The sequence below is a fragment of the Albidovulum aestuarii genome, from assembly GCF_029961185.1.
Lineage (GTDB): Bacteria > Pseudomonadota > Alphaproteobacteria > Rhodobacterales > Rhodobacteraceae > Albidovulum > Albidovulum aestuarii.
The window spans coordinates 1-17,161 of the sequence record NZ_JASBQQ010000008.1 but is presented as its reverse complement, the minus strand read 5'-3'; the positions used below and the strand labels follow the sequence as shown (position 1 = coordinate 17,161).

Sequence of the window (17,161 nt, the reverse complement as noted above, 5' to 3'; positions counted from 1 at the left end):
CATATTGAGTTGATGCGGTGAATGTCCCACCAACGGCATCTTGAATGCCATGATCGTTCTATTGGATTTAAGCGGATGACGCATGCATGATGAAGAGGATCGGACCGCCTCGGTATATGACCGACATATCGGGCCGCGAGGGTTTCCGCGGCCCGACCTACCTCACCGGAGATGGATCACAGATCGCCCACCGGGGTCGCCATTATCTCCGGCCACTTGGCGAAAGCGCCGGAGATGATCGTGGCTCGGTCCTCGAGATACTTCTCGAAGATCGACTGGTTCACGAACAGGTAGAGCTTGCCTTCGACGATGTCGGCATAACGCACGTCGCCGTCCAGCTTCTTGCCGACGTAGACGCCGAAGGCGCAGAACCCGCCGAACTGGGGCAGCATGGCAGCCGGGTCAGCGTCGAAGACGGCCTTGGTCTCGGCGCTGGCGAAATAGTAGTCTACCCCGTCATGTTCCGAGGTGAATTGCGCGTCGCCGATCTGGGGTGCGTCCGCCTCGAACATCGAGACGGGATCGAAACCGTGCATGCCCAGCGGGTGGCCGGTCAGGGTCAGCCCGTTGTTCACGTTGATCTCATCGGCGGCAAAGACAGCCGGGGCATACGCGATCAGGGTAGCCGACAGGGCGGCGGTAAGGATGAGTTTTGTCATGGTCTTTGTTCTTCTCTTTGTGAGGGGATCGTTTGAGGAGGGTGTCCGCGGCGCTCAGGCGCCACGGGCAATGCGGGTCACCGCGTCGTCTGTCCACCAGACAGCGTTGGCAACCATTCGGAAATTGATGATGGCGGCTAGGTATCCGTCGCCTTCGGGCACCTTGGCCCCGGCGGTGGCGTCCCGCACCACGGCGACCTCGTAACCGAGCTCGAGCAGCTCGTAGAGATGCGCCTGGGTGCAGAGGTTCGCCGACATCCCGGCAAGGATCACCTTGTCGATCCCACGCTTGCGCAGCTGCAGGTTCAGGTCGTTCTGCGCCGGGCTGTAGACCTTGTGGGGCGAGCAGATGATGGTCTCGCCATCCTCGATGTATTTCTTGTACTGCGGCATCCAGTCGGCGCCGGAGCCGTCGAAACCGTTCAGGTCAAGCGGACCGGGTCGGTCGAACATGCCGATGGAGTGCATGGTCTTTTCCAACACGCCCTCGAAATGCCATTCGTGGTCGTGTGGATAATAGTAGTGCGGCGAGATGAAGACCGGCATGCCCGCGGATTTGGCGGCGGCGAACAGGCGCTCGATATTGTCGACAGTGCCTTGCTCGGTCACGCTCTCTCCGACGACACCCCAGGTGACACCGTCCTCGGACAGGAAGTCTACCTGCGGGTCGGTCACGACCAGAGCGGTGCGGCCAGGCACGATCTCCATGTCGAGTTGTGGCAGCCCAGGGGTTTCAGGGTCGGCATATTCCGCACGCGCCTCGGGTGTGGCCGCGTTGACCGCCGTTCCGGCCAGACCCGCAACCCCGGTGGCAGCGGCACCGGCCAGCAGGCGGCGGCGGGCCATATCAACATGCTCTCGCGTGACGTTGCAGCCGCAATTTTCATGATCGTCGTGTTTCATCGTCGTTCTCCTTGATGAGGGTTGGGTGGTGCTAGGGGACAGCGCGAAGGCGCTGTCAGGTCGGCGGAACGCCCTTATTGCCGCATGGCGGTACCGGTCGCGGACGCAGGGACGCCGCGGAAAAAGGGGTTCGCTTTCCTGGGTTGACCCGAGCCGCCGTCAGGCAGCGCAGGGAATGGCGTCAATCTGGAATGATTTGCGGCAGGATGCAGGTGCAGACCGGCGGAAGGTCGACACCGCGCGAGCTGCGGAAGGGGATAGGTGCGAGATCATCATTGGGAGAAACGTGCGCCGGATACAGCCGTTCCGGGGCATCGCTCTCTTCGCTAGCCAAGTTCATAGCGCCATGCGTGCCTTCCGTCTCGGCATAGGCTGGCGCCGACATGATGATCAGCGTCGCAATCGCACCAGTAGCCAGCGCGCCGGCGACGGCCGAAATCAGCAACGAAATCATATCCTTGGTGTCACGGCTGATGAAAGTGGGCGTGCGTGTTGGGCGAACGCGGCCGGGTGTCGGCAAGTCGCGGCTCGGGCGGTCGGGTGAGATGCGAAGTACCATATCGTGGGCCTTTCGGTTTCAGGGTGCGGGACGTTTGCACCGGGGGCTGTCGCGAGGGTTTGCCTCGTCCTGATGACATCAGGTTAGACGACCACCGCACGGATCGTATCGGTCCTGCCTGCCAGCTTTTGGGCCGTGCCTGCCAAGATGGCCGCTTTGGACGGGCGTGGTTGGGCTGAAGCGCCGTTGCGAAACTCTGCCGGGGCCTGCCCAATCCAGCGCTTGAAGGCGCGGCCAAAGGTGCTCTGTTCCGCGAAACCGGTCAGAAAGGCGACCTCGGCAATGCTGCAGTCACCGCGTTCCAGCAACTCGCGCGCCAGACGGATCTGGACGTCGCGCACCACGTCACGATAGGTTGTGCCCTCCTCGGCGAGACGGCGGAAGAAGGTTCGCTCGCTCATGCCCATTTCGCATGCCAGGGCGGCGGCGTGTGGTACACCGGTGCTAAGCGCGCTGGACAGGCGGCGGGACAGCTCGACCCGCATCGGCGGTTGGCCAGACGAGGCGTTCAATTCACGATCGAGATGGCAAGTGAGGAAGTCCGAGATCGCCTTGTCGCCGATGCGGTTGGGCAGGTCCAGCGCTCGCACGGGCATGGCGATGGCATCACGGGGGGCACCGAATATCACACGGCAGCCAAAATGCGCCGCATATCGCATGGGATCGTCGGGACAGGCATGGCGGAAGGTTACATAATCCAGTGTCAGCCCATCGCGGACGAAGGCGTGCATGTTGCGGACGACGGCGGCCAGCGCGCACTCATTGCGCAGGGTCAATGCCGCATGATCGGGGGTGCAGCCCTCGATACCCAGCGAAGCCCGGTTGCCATCCCTGTCCAGCCAATAGACCGCCGTATCGGTCAGAAGTCGGAAATAGCGTTCGAGCCGCGCCAGGGAGTCGCCCAGTGTCGGGGCGCTCTTCAGCGCAAGCCCGAGCGCTCCGAGGTCTTCCGTGCCGATCGCATCGGCATATGCGGCGATCAGCGCCATACGGTCGGGCTGATGCGACGCGGCGAGGTCGATCAGGGTGAAATGGCTCTGGTCGTCGATTTGGTCCCCCGTCATGGGCGGTAGTTGGTGGATGACTTTGGTGCCAGACATCACCTGACCTTCCGGCGTAAGGGTCAATCTGGCGGCCGAGGCCATAGCGTGGGCAAAGGCGGAAGTGACGGTGGGCATGGCCGGCTCCATATCGATGCGGCTGACTGAACGGCGCCGCCTCCATGTTGTCTGGACGTGGCGCCGGAGAGGTTCAGTCGGATGGGAAGTTCTGGTGTTCCAGTTCCGCAATCCGGTTGTGCAGGCGGGCGACTTCGGCGTCATGCTCGGCATCAGTGCGGCGCTGCGGGATATGACGGGGGCAGTTCCAGTCAAAGGCGGCGATTCGGATGACCACGCCGCGCTCGACCACCGCATCGGACTCTTCCGTCAGTGCTGAAATGATCTCGGCATCCTCGGTCAGCGTGGCGTGACCCCAGAGTTTCAGGCGCCGCTGGTTCGGGTAATCGACTGCAATGATAGACACGCGGTCGTTTGAGGTAAGATTGCCGACGCTCAGATACTGCCGGTTGCCGCGATAGTCGGCATAGGCAATGGTCCGGGCGTCGATGACCTTCAGGAACCCAGGCCTACCGCCACGGAACTGGACATAAGGCCAGCCGGTTTCAGACACGGTTGCCTGAAAGAAGCCGTCGCGGGCAGTCAGGAACGTGGCTTCCGCCGCCGTCAGTTCGTGCCCGCCGTCACGGTCGGGGGCGAGGAACTTGGCATAGGTCGCGGCAGAACCGTGGCGTTCCTGCGCGGCCCGGACCGAAGGGGTAAAAGCAATGTCGGCAAAGGCAAGGGGCATGGTCGTCTCCGTCAGAGGCCAAGGTCGGACAGGCCGGGATGATCGTCGGGGCGACGACCGAGGGGCCAATGGAACAGGCGGTCTGCCCCGGTAATCGGCAGATCGTTGATTGACGCGATACGGTGACACATCAGGCCGTCATCCGTGAACTGCCAGTTCTCATTCCCGAAAGAGCGGAACCATGACCCGCTGTCATCACGCCATTCATAGGCAAAGCGCACGGCAATGCGGTTCCCGGCGGCGGCCCACAACTCCTTGATCAGCCGGTAATCCAGTTCGCGCGCCCATTTCCGGGTCAGGAAGTCGATGATCTGGTCGCGGCCCTCGACGAATTCAGCCCGGTTGCGCCAGCGGCTGCCGGGCGTGTAGGCGCCCGCGACCTTTTCCGGGTCGCGGCTGTTCCAAGCATCTTCGGCCAGCCGCGCCTTGAGCTTGGCGGCGTCGGTGTCGAACGGGGGAAATGGGGGGCGGGTCATGGTCTGGTCCTCGGAGTTTTGGGGCGCCCCGGCCCTTCAGGGGACGGGGAGGGAGCGATTGGCCGGGGCGCCGGACGCCGCATTAATGCGCGGCGGGGGTCTGCATCGCGGCGGTAATGACCATCGCAGCCAGCGCAGCGGCGGCGGCGGCAAGGGCAAGGGTTTTCGGGCGGGGAATGGTCATGGGGCCGACTCTTCTCTGACTTATGGTGTACCGATCTGTCAACTTATGGCTTGAATGTGTACAGATCAGTAATTTTTGTCAACCTGATCATGAGCAGTCGAAGAACACCTTTCGGCGGCTCTACATCTAAATAACTGTAAAAGATAAAAACTTTCTGCAAGGTTTGCGCCCGCCGCCAATCCCATATATGTACTGATCAGTAACCTTAAGGCGCGAATCATGCGACAGACAAAACGCGACGAACTGGTGCGCAAGGCGCTCGACATCTTCTATCGGAACGGCTTTCACGCCACCGGCATGGACATGCTCGTGGCCGAGACCGGAATATCCAAGACATCAATGTACAAGCATTTCCGCACCAAGGAGGATCTGATCCTCGCGGTGCTGCGGCTCAGGGATGAGAATTTCCGCAACTGGCTCTACCGCCGGGTCGATGAATTGGCCGACACCCCGCGCGGTCAGCTTCTGGCGCTGTTCGACGCACTCGGCGAATGGTTCGGCAAACGCGAGTTCCGCGGCTGCATGTTCATTAAGGCAAGCGCGGAGTTTCAGGACAGGGATCACCCGATCCACGTCCAGGCGGCCGAGCACAAACGGCTTCTGCTGGATCACTTCACACGGCTGGCCGAAAAGGCCGGAGCAAAGGATGCTACTGCTCTCGCCTGCCAGCTGTTGTTGCTGAAGGAAGGGGCGATCGTCACAGCCGTCCTGTCGCAAAACTGCGATCCCGCGCGGGATGCCGGATTGGCGGCAAGGGTTTTGATCGATCAGATGCTTGCCGTCTAGAGAACCACCTTCCGGACGCCCTACGGCCCTATGCGGACTCTCGACGTAGTGGCTTTATGCTGCGGTCGCAGCCCGCTTTCCGGACATTCACCGCGACCGCGAAATCTCGACATTTGCCTTCTGGTCAGGCCCGGCAACTGGTGGATCGGATCGACGATGCAACTGTCCGGCTCTAGACGACTAAGTTATCCTGGCGAGAAAGCTTTCAAGGACTTCCATGCTGTCAGGTTTCCCGCGCCGACACGCGACTGCAAAGTCGATGAACGCCACTTCATGGTCGATTAGGAGTTTGGCATCGGCAGCGTCACAAGGCGGCGCGAGTTGGGCGACCTGTTCGAATTCGTCCAGAAATGCGGGATAATCTGTGACAACATGCTCAAAAAAGTCGGGCCAGCTCATGGTCCGCATCGTCTCGGCCTCGTCGCGCCCCTCGGCGCGTAAACTTTCGGGGTCGCGAATTTGCAAACCGTTCCGGTGGATTGCGGGTTCGGTGACGGCGATCATGGCACGTTCGATCTTGGCCATGAGGAGAAACGCCGGCCGCGCCACGCCGTCGTGGTAGCCGGCGAGCGTTTCGAAGAGGCCTTCACCCACGTATTCCTCTTCGAACATGGTCCGCAGTCCCGTCAAATAGTCGGCGAAGTGCCGTGTGGATTGGGCCATGGCTGGCTCTCCAATTGGCTGCAAGGGTGGTGTCGCGCCCGCCGGTTTAAGGCGGGCGCGGGAAGGTCACTTAAGGACGTCGGTCCAGATCTTGGTGTAGATGTCCTGCACTTCAGGATCGCAGATCCGCATGTTTACGGTGTTGGCCCGCGCATGTTCGGCGATCGTCAGTTCCGGCGCGCCTTTCATATCTTCCGGCATGAACTCTTCCGAACCGGCGATCCCGTTCGCATAGCGCGCGAAGGCCGAGATCAGCGCCGCATTCTCGGGATCCATGATGAAGTTCTGGAAAAGTTTGGCGTTCTCGACATTCTGCGCCTCTTTCAGAACGACCACGTTATCCGACCAGGTCGCGACGCCTTCCTTCGGATAAACGTAGGCGATGGCTGGGTTTTCCAGACGCTGGCGCATGGCCGAGCCGTTCCAGTCGATGGTCGCGGCGAAATCGCCGGCCAGCATGTACTCAATGGTGCCGTATTCCATCGCCGCCCAGTGCTGCTTGGCATTGACCAGCGTCGCATGAGCTTTTTTAAGGACTTCCTCGTCGGCGCTGCACAACTCGCCACCGTTGTAGGCGATGGCGCCGAAGATGATGTCGCTCATCTCGGGCACGACATTGACCTTGCCCTGAAGCTCCGCAGGCGGATCGAAGGCGATGGCCCAGGTGTCGAGCGGCCCCTTGTAGACGTCGGTATTGACCGCGATGCCGATTGTGCCGTGCTGCCAGGGCGCGGAATACTTTCGGCCCGGATCGAAATCGGGATCGGCCCAATCCGGCGCGATGTTCTTGCCGTTTTCCATCTGGCCAGGGTTGGTCTCCAGAAGCAGCCCCTCGGCAATCCAGATCGGCAGGTGGCTTTGCGAGGGCACGGCAATGTCGAAGCCGGTATTGCCGAGCCGAGCCTTGGCCAGTGCGGTTTCGTTCGAGTCGTAGTCCGTCATGGTTACCTTGACATCATAAGTCTTCTCGAACTTCTCGATCAGTTCGGGGTTGGTATAGTCGCCCCAGTTGTAGATGTTCAGCACACCTTCGGCATGCGCGGCGGTGGTTGTGGCAAAAAGCGCCACCATCAATCCTGACAGTTTCATGGGTCCTCCCTGGTTCATGTGTCAGTTCCCTCAGTTCCTTTTCTTGCTTGCGAAGAAAAACAGCGTCACGACCAGCACCGAGAACGTCAGGAACACGGCCGAGATGGCATTCACCTCGGGCGTGATCGAACGGCGGAGCTGGCCGAGCATGTAGGTGGGCAGCGTGTCCTGCCCGGCGGATTTCACGAATTCGGTAATGACGACGTCATCGAGCGAGATGACGAAGGCGAGCATCAGGCCGGCGAGGATGCCCGGCCAGAGAAGCGGCAGCGTCACGTACCGGAATGTATTCCAACGGGTGGCGTAAAGATCGGCTGCCGCCGTTTCCAGCGTCAGGTCCATGTTCTCCAGCCGGGCGCGGATCGGCAGATAGGCGAAGGGTACGCAGAACGCGGTATGGGCCGCGATCAGATAGCCGATGCCGGTATAGCCGATCCAGCCCTTGACCTGCGAAAAGACGATCAGGAGCGCGACGGCCGTCACGATCTCGGGGATCATCAGGGGTGCGTTCAGAAGCGCATATTTGAAGGTCAGGCCGGGATAGGGCCGGGTGCGTGTCGTCGCCAGTGCTGCCATGGTTGCAACCAGCGTCGCTATGACGGCGGAGGCGGAGGCGACATGGAACGACCGAAGCGTCGCATCGACGACCTGCTTGTTCTGCGCTGCCTGGTGGAACCAACGCAGCGAGACGCCTTCGAAGTGGCTGAGGCTAGAGGCAGAGTTGAACGCGAAGATGACCAGAACGAAGATAGGCAGGTAAAGCGCTGCGAAACAGGTGATTGCCATGGCGGTAAAGCCGCGCTGGCGCTTGACGGAAAACGGCTTAGCCATGGTGCCCCCCCGTCTTATCGGCGTTTCGGACGTAGACGATCAGCGCGGCCATCACCACGGCCATGAGCGAGATCGACAGCGCCGAGCCGAGCGGCCAGTTCCGACCCTGCCCGAACTGCAGTTCGATCAGGTTGCCGATCATCAGGTTCTTGCCGCCGCCCAGCACGTTCGGCGTCACATAGGCGCCGAGCGAGGGGATGAAGACGAGGATGCAGCCAGCGACGATGCCCGGCTTGACCAGCGGGACGATGATCAGCCGGAGCACGCGGAAAGGCGTCGCGTAAAGGTCGTAGCCCGCCTCGACGGTGCGGAAGTCGAGCTTTTCCATGCTGGCGTAAAGCGGCAACACCATCAGCGGCAGATAGACATAGACCATGCCGGCCAGGATCGCGCCGTCGGTATAGAGCATCCGGATTGGGTCTCCGATCAGCCCGAGCTTGAGCAGGATCGTGTTGATCGTGCCGTCGTTCCGGATGATCTGCAGGATCGCGAAGGTGCGGATCAGAAGGTTCGTCCAGAACGGGATTGTGATCAGGAACAGCCAAAGCTCGCGCCTGTTCGGTGCCCTTGTGGCAATGAATTAGGCGGTCGGGAAACCGAAGATCAGCGTCAGGAGGGTGGTTTCCAGCGACAGCCGTATCGAACGCCAGAAGATCGCGAGATGGGCGTCGGCGATCGACAGCGTATCGTTGAACAGCCCGCGTTCCATGACCACGCCGATCCAGGCCTCGGGCGAAAACTCCGGCAGGACACCGCCATAGGGGCCCGCCTTTAGGAAGGAATAGAGCAGAACCACCAGAAGCGGGCCGGTTGCCGCGAGAAGAACGATGAGAAGTGCGGGCGACGAAAGTAGCCAGCGGCGCGTGAGCATACGGCGATAGTCCGCCCTGATCGCGGACTGGCTCATGCCCCGGCCCTCAGGATGCGCGCGGCGTCGGCGGCTACGGCGATACTCACCTCGCTGCCGATGGCAAGCTCGCTGCTCAGCTTGGGTTTGTTCTGCTGACGGGTCACGAAAACCGACCCGTCAGCAAGGCGGACATGAAAATGCGTATCCGTGCCGAAATAGACGACGTTCTCCAGTGTGTCATTGGTCACGGCGCCGCCTGGGGCGGAGGCGGCGACAACCTCCGCATGTTCGGGGCGCACAACAATGGTTACTTCGTCGCCGACACCCACGCCGGCTGCGGCTGCAGAAATCGCGGTGCCGCCTTCCAGCATGACCTCGGCGGTTTTGTCCGCGATCGTGCGCACGCGGCCGGTCAGGAAATTCGTCTCGCCGATGAACTAGGCAACAAACCGGTCGGACGGCGCATCGTAGATGTCGCGTGGGCTGCCGACCTGTAGCACCTGGCCTTTCGACATCACCGCGATACGGTCCGACATCGTCAGCGCCTCTTCCTGGTCATGGGTCACGAAAATGAAGGTGATGCCCGTCTCGTGCTGCATCCGCTTCAGTTCCAGCTGCATTTCCTTTCGCAGCTTGTAGTCGAGCGCCGAGAGCGGCTCGTCGAGCAACAGGACCTTGGGTTGCGGTGCGAGAGCGCGGGCCAAGGCCACGCGCTGTTGCTGACCGCCCGAGATTTCGCTTGTGCGGCGCCCGGCCATCGGCTCCATCTTCACCAGCCGCAGCATCGCGTTCACCCGCTCGGACACCTCAGCCTTCGACTTTCCGAGCATGCGCAAGCCAAAGCCGATGTTGTCGGCCACCGTCATATGCGGGAAGAGCGCGTAATTCTGGAAGACCGTGTTGATCGGGCGGCGGAAGGGCGGCATGTCGGCGATGTTCTCGCCGTGCAGCAGAATCTCGCCATCGGTCGGAAACTCGAACCCCGCGATCATCCGCAGAAGCGTGGTCTTGCCACAGCCCGATGGCCCGAGAAGCGTGAAGAGCTCGTTTTCACGAATGTTGATGTTGACCCTGGCAACGGCGGTGAAGGCGGAATCGCCCTGGCCGAACACCTTGCTGACATCCTTGATGCCGATTGCTTCCTTCATGTGGTCAGGCCCTCCCCCTCGGCCTTTGTGCCGCTTTGACAACAGTTCATGCGCGCACGCGTTCACTTTTCGGATCGTAGAAGGGCGCGATTGAGAGCGTCGCCTTGACGCGCCGGTCGTTGACCTCGACCTCGAATGATTTCGTTTTCAGGTAGTCGGACGTTACGCCGTCTGCATTCTCGACAATGGCGAGCCCGACCGAGGCGCCCAATGTGTGGCCAAAGGTTCCGGCGCGGACATAGCCCACCGGAACACCATCCGCGAAAAGCGGCTCTGACCCCAGCAGCAGCGGCTCCGGGTCGTCGAGCTTCAGCGCAACCAGCCGTTTCGGCAAAGCGCCGGCAGCCTTCTGTTCGGCCAGCCGGTCGCGGCCGATGAAATCCTTGCCCATATCAACGACAAAGCCGAGGCCCATTTCCAGCGGCGTATCGGTATTGTCGATATCGACGCCAAAATCACGGTATCCCTTTTCCAACCGCAGGCTTTCCAGCGCCATCAACCCGCAAAGGGTGCAGGGCACTCCTTGCGCCTCTATTCCCGCCACCAACGCATCAAAAACGTTCAGGCTCTGCTCTGACGGGATGTAAAGTTCGTAACCGAGTTCACCCATATAGGTGACGCGGACGATGCGGATGCGGGCATAACCGATCTCGACGAAGGCCGAGCTGCGGAAGGGCAGCGCCTCGGTCGAAAGGTCCGCACCGGTGATTGCTGCCAATACCTCACGCGACCGGGGGCCCTGCAACGATAGAATCATATAGGCCGAAGTCACGTCGGTGACGGCGCAGAACTCGTCCGGCCCGGCATGACGTTTCAGCCAGGACGGCGTAATACGCTGCAGCACGTCGCCGGTAACCAGCAGGAACTCATCCTCGCCGGTGCGGGTGATCGTCAGGTCCGAGATGATGCCGCCCTGCGGGTTCAGCCACTGAGTATAAATGTTTGCACCGACGGGAACCGAGACCGAATTGGCACTCACCCGGTTCAGCACCTTCTCGGCGTCGCGGCCTTGGACCACGAACTTTCCCATGAAGGTTTTATCGAACAGTCCGACGCTTTCGCGCGTCGCCCGGTGTTCGGCAGCAGAGAGGTGGAACCAGTCCTGTCGGCCGAATTCGTATCTCACGTCTGGCTTCGGTCCGTCAGGCGCAAACCAGAAGGGCATCTCCCAGCCCGAGAGCGCGACGAAATAGGCGCCCTTTTCAGCATACCGGTCATGCAGCGGCAACCGCCGCGCGGCCCGGGCCCGCTTGTGCTTGAAGTTTGGCAGCGAAGCGTTGGTGAAACTGTAAGCCAGCGCGTCCGGCAGCCTGTCGAGCAGATAGTGGCGCACCGCCTCATGTGCCCCCATGCGCGCAGGCGTCAGTCCGGTCATATCCTGGCTGGCATTGCCCTGGACGATCTCTTCGGCCAAGAGCGCACCGACCCCGCCACCCGACAGGATGCCAAGCGAGTTCAGGCCGGTACCGAGGTAGAGCCCCTGAACCTCGGGGCATTCGCCGACCAGGAACTTGCCGTCCGGTGTAAAACTTTCCGGGCCGCAGAAGAAGGTCTTGAGCCCCGCTGTCTGCATCGCCGGAAAGCGGCGAAAGGCATGTTCCAGATGTGGCGTCATCCGGTCCCAGTCAGGCGCCAGCGTGGAAAAGCTCGCATCCCCCGGAATCCCCGTAGTGGCCCAGGGCGCGCCATCGGGCTCAAACAGGCCGAAAAGCAGCCCACCACCCTCTTCGCGGACATAGGCGTAACTTTCGGGGTCTTCAACGACCGGCAAGTCGCGGTGCACGCCATTCATCGGCTCGGTCAACAGATAATAGTGTTCCATCGCCTGCAGGGGCACCGGCACACCAATCTTCGCGCCGATCTGGCGCGACCACATCCCGGCGGCCAGAACAACAGCATCCGCTCTGATCGTTCCCTGCGGCGTGACCACGCCGCGCACCCGCCCGCGTTCGACGAGGATGTCGTCCACCGGGCAGCCTTCGACGATCCGAACGCCGCGCTTTCGCGCCCCGGCGGCCATCGCCATGGTCACGTCGACCGGATTGGCGCGGCCATCCTCGGGCGACCAGATCGCCGAGAGCATCCCCTCGGTCTCGATCAGCGGAAACATTGCCTCGACCTCGGCCGGCGAGACCTCGTGCTTGTCGTGCCCCATCAGGCGCATGAAGTTCATCTCGCGCCGCTGCGCCTCGCGTCGGGCACTCGTCGTGGCGATATGCAGATGACCGCATTGATGGAAGCCGGTGGAGACACCTGTTTCCGCCTCAAGCCGCCGATAGAGGTCGTGCGAATGGCGAAAGATCCAGCTGAGCGTCTCGGTTGACATGCCTGCCGAGGCGATCAGGCCCGCTGCATGCCAGGTTGTGCCTGATGTGAGTTTGTCACGTTCGAGGACGACGATATCGGTCCAGCCCTGTTCGGCAAGGTGGTAGGCTGTGGATGTACCAATGACACCACCGCCGATCACAACGGCCCGGGCATGGGAAGGAAGAGTCTGCTGCATCGTCTGTCCGCGAATCAAGGTTTGATCAAAAGCATCGATTGACTCGGCGACAAAAGCAAGCAATGATTGAATACACATTCAATGGGCGTAAATTAATGAATAAATCAGAGAGTGTTAGGAGGAGAAGAACTGCTCCTCCGGAAGAGCGGAGAAAGCAATTGATTGAGGCGACGATCACCTCGATCAGCCGCTATGGGATCTCGGGCACGACACTGACGACCGTGACGGGGATCGCGGAGTTGTCGCTTGGCCTGGTGAATTTTCACTTCAAGTCCAAGGACGCGCTGTTGGTCGAAACTCTGAACTACCTCGCCGCCGAACTGCGCGACCGTTGGCAGGAAACGGCGCGGCGGCCAGATCTTGCACCGCATGAGAAACTCTCCGCGATCGTCGAAGCACATTTCGAGGGCGGCATCAGCAATCGTCGCAAACTCGCCGTCTGGTTCGCCTTTTTCGGGGAGACCAAGCAGCGCAAATCCTACCGCGAATGTACGGCCGCACTCGACATGGAACGGCTGGACACGTCGACCGAATTGTGCCGCGCCCTCATCAGCCAGGGTGGGTACGAAGATGTAAATCCCGAAGGCATAGGCGAAGCGCTGGAAGCGCTCTTCGATGGATTCTGGCTGAACATCCTGATGTATCCGGCGCGTTTCTCAAATGACGACGCCAAGGCTCAGATCTACGCCTATCTTGCGGGTCAGTTCCCGCGTCACTTCACCACCGCAGGGCCGCGACAGGAAGACTGAGCCATGGCCCGCGACCCGCGTTTCGATATCCTGTTCCAGCCCTTGAAGATCGGCCCCGTCACCACGCCGAACCGCTTCTGGCAGGTGCCGCATTGCACCGGCATGGGGTTTGCGCTCCCCGCTACTCTTGCTGCCATGCGAGGGGTCAAGGCCGAGGGCGGCTGGGGCGTGGTCAACACCGAATATTGCTCGATTCATCCTACTTCGGATGACACACCCGCGCCCTTTGCCACGCTATGGGACGAGGGCGATATCGCCAACATGGCGGCGATGACCGAGGCCGTGCATGCCCATGGCGCGCTGGCCGGGGTGGAACTGTGGCACGGCGGCTGGCGGGCGGGGAACGTCCTTTCCCGCGAGGCGCCTCTCGGCCCCGAAAGCATGCTGGCCGAGAATGTGCCATGGCAGAGCCAGCGCATGGACCGGCAAGATATCCGCGACCTGCGAGCCTGGCATCGGACGGCCGCGCTCCGTGCCAAGCAGGCCGGGTTCGACGTGATCTATGTCTATGCCGCGCATACATATCTTCTGACCCAGTTTCTCGACCCCTCGACCAATCCGCGCGCCGATGAATATGGTGGCGAGTTCGCCGCCCGCACCCGGCTGGTCCGGGAACTGGTCGAGGAGACGCGTGAAGCGGTGGGCGACCGCTGTGCCGTGGCGATCCGCATCGAGGTGACGGACGAGGATGGATCGGGCGGTGAGGAACGCGCGCGGCTCTTGTCGGACCTCGCACCTTTCGTCGATGTCTTCGACGTGACGATCCCCGACTACGCCACCGAGATGGGGCCATCCCGCTTCGTCAAGGAGGCGGTGTTAGAGGACCATATCGCACACGTGAAGACCATTACGGGCAAGCCCGTCGTCGCCGTCGGACGCTTTACCAGCCCCGAGACGATGCTGTCGCAGGTCCGGCGCGGTGTCCTGGATTTCATCGGTGCCGCCCGCCCCTCGATCGCCGATCCCTTCCTGCCCGCGAAGATCCGCGAGGGGCGGCTTGAAGACATCCGCGAATGTATCGGTTGCAACATCTGCTACGCCCATGATGGTTTGGGCGCGCCGATCCGCTGTACCCAGAACCCGACGATGGGCGAGGAATGGCGGCGCGGATGGCACCCCGAACGCGTGCCCGCGCTGAAACGGACAGATGAGCCGGTGCTGATCGTCGGTGCGGGTCCGGCGGGACTGGAGGCCGCGCTCACGCTTGGGCGGCGCGGCGCACATGTGATGCTGGCCGAGGCGGGTGACGAGCCGGGCGGGCGGGTGACGCTGGAATCGCGCCTCCCGGGCCTGTCGGAATGGGCGCGAGTGCGCGACTGGCGGCTGCACCAGATCAGCCAGATGCCGAATGTGGAACTCTACCTAGCCTCCGCGATGGACCGGGCGTCGGTCCTGGAAACCGAAGCGCGCCATGTCTACGTGGCGACCGGCAGCCTCTGGCGTGCCGACGGGCGCGGCCGCAGCCATCCCCGCGGCGTCGCCAGCTTCTCTGACCCGCGCACGATGACACCGGAGGCGATTCTGAACGGCATGCGGCCCAAAGGTCCGGCCGTGATCTTCGACGACGAAGGGTATCATGTTGCGGCGGGCATCGCTGACCTTCTTGCCTCCGAGGGGCTGGAGGTCACCTATGTCACACCCGCAGGCCGCGTCGCCGAATGGTCCGCCTATACGGTCGAACAATCCCGCCTTCAGGCCCGGTTGATCGAGCGCGGCGTGACGATCCTGACCGGCACGATCATGACCGGGCTGAGCGCGGGCGCGGCGGATCTGGCCTGTGCCTACACCGGACGGCGCAGCCAGATTGCCTGCGATGGGTTCGTCCCCGTCACGTCGCGCGAGCCGCAGGACGGGCTTTGGTTGGCGTTGAAGAACGCCGGCCTTGCCACGCTCCACCGTATCGGCGACGCCCGCGCCCCCGGTCTCATTGCCCACGCCGTCCATGACGGACACAGGTTTGCGTGTCAGCATCTGGTGCATCCGGTTGACGTGCGCAGGGAAAGAGCCATGGTACGAAGGGACGGGTTCCAGCCGGAGCAACAGAGCTGACCGGTGGTCGCTCGCCCGCCAAATACTCTTGCATCAATGTCCGTTCCGGCAACTGCTTCCTGATAATCTTGCACTCGCGGCCCAAAAGAGACATTCATCGGCTTGGTTCGCGCCGCATTGCAGCTTCTCCGAAGCCGAACTTGGAGGACTGGCGCAGCATTTCCGCAGGTCGAGTGACAGCAGTGCGGACTTTGTGGTCGTTCGGCGCGGGTCTGATAAGGCTACCCCACCGTGACCCCGAACAACGCCCCGACCGCAGCTGTCGCGCCCATGGCCAGTGCGCCCCAGAACGTTACCCTTGCGGCCCCACGTAGCACGCCTGCTCCGCCGGCTGACGCGCCAAGCCCACCGAGCACCGCCAGCCCAACGATCGACGATGCCGCCACTAGAAGCCCGATCCGCGTTTCCGGCACAAGCAGCGCGAGGATCAACGGAAGCACGGCGCCAACGGCAAAGGTGAGAGCCGACACCAGGGCAGCCTGGATTGGGCGGGCCGTCACTCTCTCGGAGATGCCAAGCTCATCGCGGGCATGCGATCCGAGGGCGTCGCGTTGGGTCAACTGGATGGCCACCTTCTCGGCCAGGTCGCGCTCCAGCCCCCGATCCACGTAGATCCGGGTCAGTTCCTCGAGTTCAGTTTCAGATGTCTCCGCCAGTTCGCGGGTCTCGCGTGCGAGGTCGGCCTGTTCGGCGTCTGTTTGTGAGCTGACCGATACGTATTCTCCAGCGGCCATGGACATCGCACCCGCCACTAGCCCGGCTAGGCCCGCGATCAGAACCTCGGGCTTTCCAGAGCCGGCCGCGGCCACGCCGACGACGAGGCTTGCGGTCGATACGAGGCCGTCGTTGGCCCCGAGAACGGCCGCCCGGAGCCAGCCGATGCGATGCACCATGTGGATTTCAGAATGCGAGAGGCGGCTCATGGCGTGGCTCCTTGAGCGATGTCGGCGTGCCCAGAGGAGACAGCCTTTGGTTTCGTAGCGGGCTCGTGCGGCGCGATGCGCAGAGCGCGGAGCGCGTTCAGGATCACGGCGACGTCGATCGCCTCCTGCAGGAGTGCCCCCTGCACGGGCGTGAGATAGCCATAGGCGGCGGCGATCATGCCCGCGACCGACAGCCCGATCCCTGCCACGACGCTTTCGAGAGCGATCCGCCGCGCGCCGCGCGCGATCTCAATCCCCGGCCCAAGCCGGTCGATCAGGTCGACAAGGAGCACCACGTCGGCCGCTTCCGCCGAAGCGGCAGCGCCCCGCGCGCCCATCGCAACGCCCACGTCCGCTGCTGCGAGCGCGGGTGCATCGTTCACGCCGTCGCCCACCATCATCACCGGGCCATTCTTACGCTCGGTCAGCACAAGCAGAACTTTCTGGTCCGGCGTCAGCCCGGCCCGCAGCCCGTCGAGGCCAAGCCCCTCGGTCACGCGCTCAGCCACGTCCGCGCGGTCGCCAGTAGCGAGCAGGATGCGTGCGATCCCCTCCCGCCGCAGCCCGTCGAGCATGCCGCCCGCGCCTTCGCGCAGCGGATCGGACATCACGAGGTGCCCGGCCATATGCCCGTCGACGGCGACGGCAACGAGGACCGAGCCGGCGGCGATGACGGATTGATCGCCGGGCCGCCGACCTACGCGGGACGCGACGAAGGCATCCCCACCGACGATGACCTTTCGGCCTTCGACATGGCCCACGACGCCTTCACCCGGGATCTCCGCCACGTCTGACGGAACGGGCAGAGAGAAGCCCCGCTCCTTCGCGGTCGCGACGATTGCCTGCGCCACGGGGTGCTTGGAGGCCTGGTCGAGCGCAGCGGCAACGCACAGGATGTCGTCCTCCGCCATGCCGTCGTGGCTGTCGATCGACACGATTTG

15 protein-coding genes and 2 pseudogenes are annotated in these 17,161 nt (G+C 62.6%); 3 read left to right on the top strand and 14 right to left on the bottom strand.

Going from position 1 to position 17,161, the window contains the following annotated elements; all coding sequences use genetic code 11:
- Nucleotides 1-176: 176 nt before the first annotated feature.
- From QKW60_RS16280 to QKW60_RS16255, 6 genes are all read right to left on the bottom strand, one after another.
- A complete protein-coding gene (locus tag QKW60_RS16280) occupies nucleotides 177-659 on the bottom strand; it encodes a YHS domain-containing (seleno)protein (RefSeq protein WP_282370220.1) in 483 nt (160 codons plus the stop codon).
- 54 nt (nucleotides 660-713) lie between these two features.
- Complete coding sequence (locus QKW60_RS16275; RefSeq protein ID WP_282370219.1) at nucleotides 714-1,562, bottom strand: cysteine hydrolase family protein; 849 nt, start codon at nucleotides 1,560-1,562, stop codon at nucleotides 714-716.
- Between the two features lie 181 nt (nucleotides 1,563-1,743).
- The gene (locus QKW60_RS16270) at nucleotides 1,744-2,121 is read right to left on the bottom strand and encodes a hypothetical protein (RefSeq protein ID WP_282370218.1); all 378 of its coding nucleotides are present in this window, start codon (nucleotides 2,119-2,121) and stop codon (nucleotides 1,744-1,746) included.
- An 83-nt stretch (nucleotides 2,122-2,204) separates the two neighbouring features.
- A complete protein-coding gene (locus tag QKW60_RS16265; protein WP_282370217.1) occupies nucleotides 2,205-3,299 on the bottom strand; it encodes an AraC family transcriptional regulator in 1,095 nt (364 codons plus the stop codon).
- 73 nt (nucleotides 3,300-3,372) lie between these two features.
- Nucleotides 3,373-3,969, bottom strand: coding sequence for a pyridoxamine 5'-phosphate oxidase family protein (locus QKW60_RS16260; RefSeq protein WP_282370216.1), 597 nt, complete (start codon nucleotides 3,967-3,969; stop codon nucleotides 3,373-3,375).
- Nucleotides 3,970-3,980: 11 nt separating this feature from the next.
- Nucleotides 3,981-4,445: a nuclear transport factor 2 family protein gene (locus QKW60_RS16255; RefSeq protein ID WP_282370215.1), complete on the bottom strand. Its 465-nt coding sequence runs from the start codon at nucleotides 4,443-4,445 to the stop codon at nucleotides 3,981-3,983.
- Nucleotides 4,446-4,848: 403 nt separating this feature from the next.
- Here QKW60_RS16255 and QKW60_RS16250 point away from each other — a divergent pair, with 403 nt between their 5' ends.
- Nucleotides 4,849-5,415, top strand: coding sequence for a TetR/AcrR family transcriptional regulator (locus QKW60_RS16250; protein ID WP_282370214.1), 567 nt, complete (start codon nucleotides 4,849-4,851; stop codon nucleotides 5,413-5,415).
- A 180-nt stretch (nucleotides 5,416-5,595) separates the two neighbouring features.
- Here the strand turns inward: QKW60_RS16250 and QKW60_RS16245 are convergent, their stop codons facing one another.
- The 6 genes and pseudogenes from QKW60_RS16245 to QKW60_RS16220 all read right to left on the bottom strand — a co-directional run bounded on the left by QKW60_RS16245 (nucleotide 5,596) and on the right by QKW60_RS16220 (nucleotide 12,499).
- Nucleotides 5,596-6,078, bottom strand: a complete 483-nt coding sequence (locus QKW60_RS16245; protein ID WP_282370213.1) for a hypothetical protein — start codon at nucleotides 6,076-6,078, stop codon at nucleotides 5,596-5,598.
- 66 nt (nucleotides 6,079-6,144) lie between these two features.
- A complete protein-coding gene (locus QKW60_RS16240; protein ID WP_282370212.1) occupies nucleotides 6,145-7,167 on the bottom strand; it encodes an extracellular solute-binding protein in 1,023 nt (340 codons plus the stop codon).
- A 30-nt stretch (nucleotides 7,168-7,197) separates the two neighbouring features.
- The gene (locus QKW60_RS16235) at nucleotides 7,198-7,998 is read right to left on the bottom strand and encodes an ABC transporter permease (protein ID WP_282370211.1); all 801 of its coding nucleotides are present in this window, start codon (nucleotides 7,996-7,998) and stop codon (nucleotides 7,198-7,200) included.
- Nucleotides 7,991-8,905: pseudogene (locus tag QKW60_RS16230) on the bottom strand (ABC transporter permease). The gene QKW60_RS16235 and the pseudogene QKW60_RS16230 overlap by 8 nt, the downstream one beginning before the upstream one ends.
- Nucleotides 8,902-9,996: pseudogene (locus tag QKW60_RS16225) on the bottom strand (ABC transporter ATP-binding protein). The pseudogenes QKW60_RS16230 and QKW60_RS16225 overlap by 4 nt, the downstream one beginning before the upstream one ends.
- A 46-nt stretch (nucleotides 9,997-10,042) precedes the next feature.
- Nucleotides 10,043-12,499 (bottom strand): FAD-dependent oxidoreductase, encoded by a 2,457-nt coding sequence (locus QKW60_RS16220; protein WP_282370210.1) that lies wholly within the window; start codon nucleotides 12,497-12,499, stop codon nucleotides 10,043-10,045.
- Nucleotides 12,500-12,657: 158 nt separating this feature from the next.
- Here QKW60_RS16220 and QKW60_RS16215 point away from each other — a divergent pair, with 158 nt between their 5' ends.
- Both QKW60_RS16215 and QKW60_RS16210 read left to right on the top strand, forming a co-directional pair.
- On the top strand, nucleotides 12,658-13,248 hold the full coding sequence (locus tag QKW60_RS16215; protein WP_282370209.1) for a TetR family transcriptional regulator C-terminal domain-containing protein: 591 nt from the start codon (nucleotides 12,658-12,660) through the stop codon (nucleotides 13,246-13,248).
- A gap of 3 nt (nucleotides 13,249-13,251) precedes the next feature.
- Nucleotides 13,252-15,297, top strand: coding sequence for an oxidoreductase (locus QKW60_RS16210; protein ID WP_282370208.1), 2,046 nt, complete (start codon nucleotides 13,252-13,254; stop codon nucleotides 15,295-15,297).
- 221 nt (nucleotides 15,298-15,518) lie between these two features.
- On the opposite strand, the gene QKW60_RS16205 is transcribed toward QKW60_RS16210, so the two are convergent.
- Together QKW60_RS16205 and QKW60_RS16200 are read right to left on the bottom strand one after the other, a co-directional pair.
- Entirely contained in the window at nucleotides 15,519-16,220 is a 702-nt protein-coding gene (locus QKW60_RS16205) for a VIT1/CCC1 transporter family protein (protein ID WP_282370207.1), read from the bottom strand.
- On the bottom strand, nucleotides 16,217-17,161 hold a 945-nt coding region (locus tag QKW60_RS16200), incomplete at its 5' end, for an HAD-IC family P-type ATPase (RefSeq protein WP_282370206.1). The genes QKW60_RS16205 and QKW60_RS16200, both read right to left, overlap by 4 nt.